The 2,829-nt window shown below is 72.1% G+C and carries 3 protein-coding genes; 2 read left to right on the top strand and 1 reads right to left on the bottom strand.

The window, feature by feature from the left end:
• Positions 1-448: hypothetical protein (locus AB0C29_RS41825; RefSeq protein WP_360832909.1), on the top strand; the 448-nt coding region annotated here is incomplete at its 5' end.
• Here the strand turns inward: AB0C29_RS41825 and AB0C29_RS41820 are convergent.
• On the bottom strand, positions 441-1,388 hold the full coding sequence (locus AB0C29_RS41820; protein WP_360832906.1) for an LLM class F420-dependent oxidoreductase: 948 nt from the start codon (positions 1,386-1,388) through the stop codon (positions 441-443). The genes AB0C29_RS41825 and AB0C29_RS41820 overlap by 8 nt on opposite strands.
• Positions 1,389-1,462: 74 nt before the next feature.
• On the opposite strand from AB0C29_RS41820, the gene AB0C29_RS41815 reads away from it, so the two are divergent.
• A complete protein-coding gene (locus tag AB0C29_RS41815; protein ID WP_360832904.1) occupies positions 1,463-2,305 on the top strand; it encodes an alpha/beta fold hydrolase in 843 nt (280 codons plus the stop codon).
• Positions 2,306-2,829: the final 524 nt, after the last annotated feature.

The raw sequence follows: 2,829 nt of genomic DNA, 5'->3' as shown, positions 1-2,829 counted from the left end.
GTCCGGGCTGATGGTGTGGCGCGACCTCGACGTGATGCTGCTGGGCGGGCCGTCGTTCGGACCGCACGACGTGCTGGGGCTGCTCGGCCGCGCGGGCGAGCTGCCCGGTCTCACCAGCTTCGCCTGCGCCGACGAACGCGGGGAACGCTCGCCCACCGGCGAGCAGCGTGACGAGCGGTTCCACCTGCCGCTGCGCGTCGGCGAGTGGCGCGTCGACCTGTCCATCTGGCTGTACGACGACCACGAGAACGTGACGGCGTACCACCGGAACCTGGCCGCCTCCCTCACCGCCGCCCAGCGGCTCACCATCCTGCGCATCAAGGATGTCTGGCACCGGCGTCCGGAGTATCCGGACGAGGTGAGCGGGTTCGAGATCTACACCGCCGTGCTGGAGCACGGAGTCAGCACGCCGCAGGAGTTCGAGGCGTGGCTGCGACCGGTCAGCTGAGGAATTCCGCCGCGAAGCGCCGGACCTGCTCCACGTCGGTCGGATCGTCGAAACCGACGATGAGCTCCTGGACCCCGGCGGCCTCGTAGGCGGCGATCCGCTCGCGGACCGTGTCCACCGTCCCGACGAGCCCGTACCCGCCCAGGTCGCCCGGATAGGCGAACTCCATGCCGGGCGGCACGGCGGCACGGGCCTCCGCGTCGGTGTCCCGGATGATGCACACCGTCGTCGCCGTACGCAGGATGCTGTCGTAGTCCCGCCCGACCTCGTCGCAGTGCGCGCGCAGCACCGCGTACTTGTGCGCCAGGACCGTGGGCGAATCCATCGCGTTGCAGGCGTCGGCGTACTTCGCCACCAGCCGCAGGGTGACCTTCTCGCCGCCGCCGGCGATCATCAGCGGGATGTGCGGCGACTGGACACCCTTGGGCTCGTTGACCGCGCCGCGCAGCTGGTAGTACCTGCCGTCGAAGGTCGTCTCCTTCTCCGTCCACAGCGAGAGGATGATCTGGGCTGCCTCGCCGAGCCGCCGGAGCCGGTCGCCCGCGGTGCCGAACTCGTAGCCGTACCCGATGTAGTCCGGCTCGTACCAGCCCGCGCCGATGCCCAGCGTGAGCCGGCCGCCGGAGAGCACGTCCACCGTGGACGCCATCTTGGCCTGCAGGGCCGGGTTGCGGTAGCTGTTGCCGGTGACCAGCTGCCCGACCCGGATCCGGGTGGTGTCGCGGGCCAGGCCGGTCAGCACCGACCAGGATTCGAAGAGCATTTCCGCCGACGGCGGGATCGTGGTGAGGTGGTCGGGTGCCCACAGCGTCCCGTAGCCGAGCTCGTCCGCCGCGCGGGCGATCCCGGTCAGCGTCGCGTAGGCCTGGACCGGGTCGGTGAAGCGGGCGAACTCCTGCCCGAAACCGGTGGGAAGAAAGATACTGAAAGTCAGGGCCACGGTACGACGGTCCTTCCGCTCGGATGCCGGTGCTTGCGTAGTACCGACCGGGCGCGCACCGGAAAGGAATCGCCATGACAGCCGCGTCTTCTGAGGCGGACTTCCCGCCGTCCCTCACGCCCGCGGCCGCCACCCCCGCGGTGCGGTTCCCCAGCGGCGGCCACACGCTGCTGGGCGTTCTGCACCGGCCGGCGGGACCGGGTCCGCACCCGGTGGTCGTGCTGCTGCACGGGTTCCCGGGCAACGAGCGCAACTTCGACCTGGCCCAGGCGCTGCGGCGGGCGGGCTACGCGGCCCTCGTGTTCCACTACCGCGGTTCCTGGGGCGTGGGCGGTTCCTATTCGTGGCGCCACGTGCTCGAGGACGCGGCCGCTGTCGTGGACGCCGTACGCGGGGACGCCATGGCCGGAGCCCACGGCCTGGACCCTTCCCGGGTCGCCGTGGTCGGTCACAGCCTCGGCGGGTTCGCCGCCCTGATGACCGCCGCCGCGGACCCGCGGGTCGGCGCGGTGGCCTCGATCGCCGGTTTCGACTTCGGCGCCGCCGCGGCGGCCTGCCAGGACCCGGCGGTCCGGGCCGGTTACGTCGAGGCCTTCGACGACGACCTGCTGCCGTTGAAGGACACCAGCGGCGAGGCCCTCGTGCGGGAGATGGAGGCCGCCGGCCCGGCGTGGCGCCTGGGTGAGCTCGCGCCGCGGCTGGCCGACCGGCCGGTGCTGCTCGTCGGCACCGGCCGCGATCCGGTCACGCCCGCCGGCACGCATCACCATCCACTGGTACGGCTGTACCGGGAGTTTCCGGTCGAACGGCTGGAACACCGGCTCTTCGAGACCGATCACGCGCTGTCCGATCACCGGACCGCACTGGCGCGAACTGTCGTCGACTTCCTCGACCGGCAGCTACTGGCCGGGGCGTGACCATGCCCGCTCGACCGGCCGGCCACATTGCCGTCGCAACCGTGACGAGCAGGGCCGGTATCAGGGCGTACCCGGTGAGGAGCAGGACAGCGGCGACGGCCACCGTGGCGACGGCGGCGACCGTGCGCGGTGCTCCGGTGAGGGTGCGCCAGCCGGAGACGGTGCAGCCGAGGTAGACGGCGAGGAAGAACGCGCTCGGCACGGTGACCATGGCCGAGACGGGAACCGTGCCGGTGCCGAGCAACCAGGTCGCGACGAGCTCGGCGGCCAGCATGACGGTCAGCAGCCACGGCGGGATGACCAGGCGATCGGCCCAGCCTCGGCGGCTGGGGGCGGCTTCATCCTCGACGGCCCGGAGTATCTGACGGTGTTCGCCGGCGCGACCGGCGGTGAGGGTCCGGGCCAGGGTGGCGCCGCCGGTGAAGTACGCGTTGGTCGTGCCGACGGTCAGGGCGATCGCGGCGCCCGCCGCCACGGCCGAGCCCGCGGAGCCGTAGGACAGCGACAGCAGGGCGGCCAGCGGC

This window comes from Actinoplanes sp. NPDC048791 (assembly GCF_040650095.1).
Lineage (GTDB): Bacteria > Actinomycetota > Actinomycetes > Mycobacteriales > Micromonosporaceae > Actinoplanes.
This window is presented reverse-complemented; position numbering and strand designations above follow the sequence as displayed.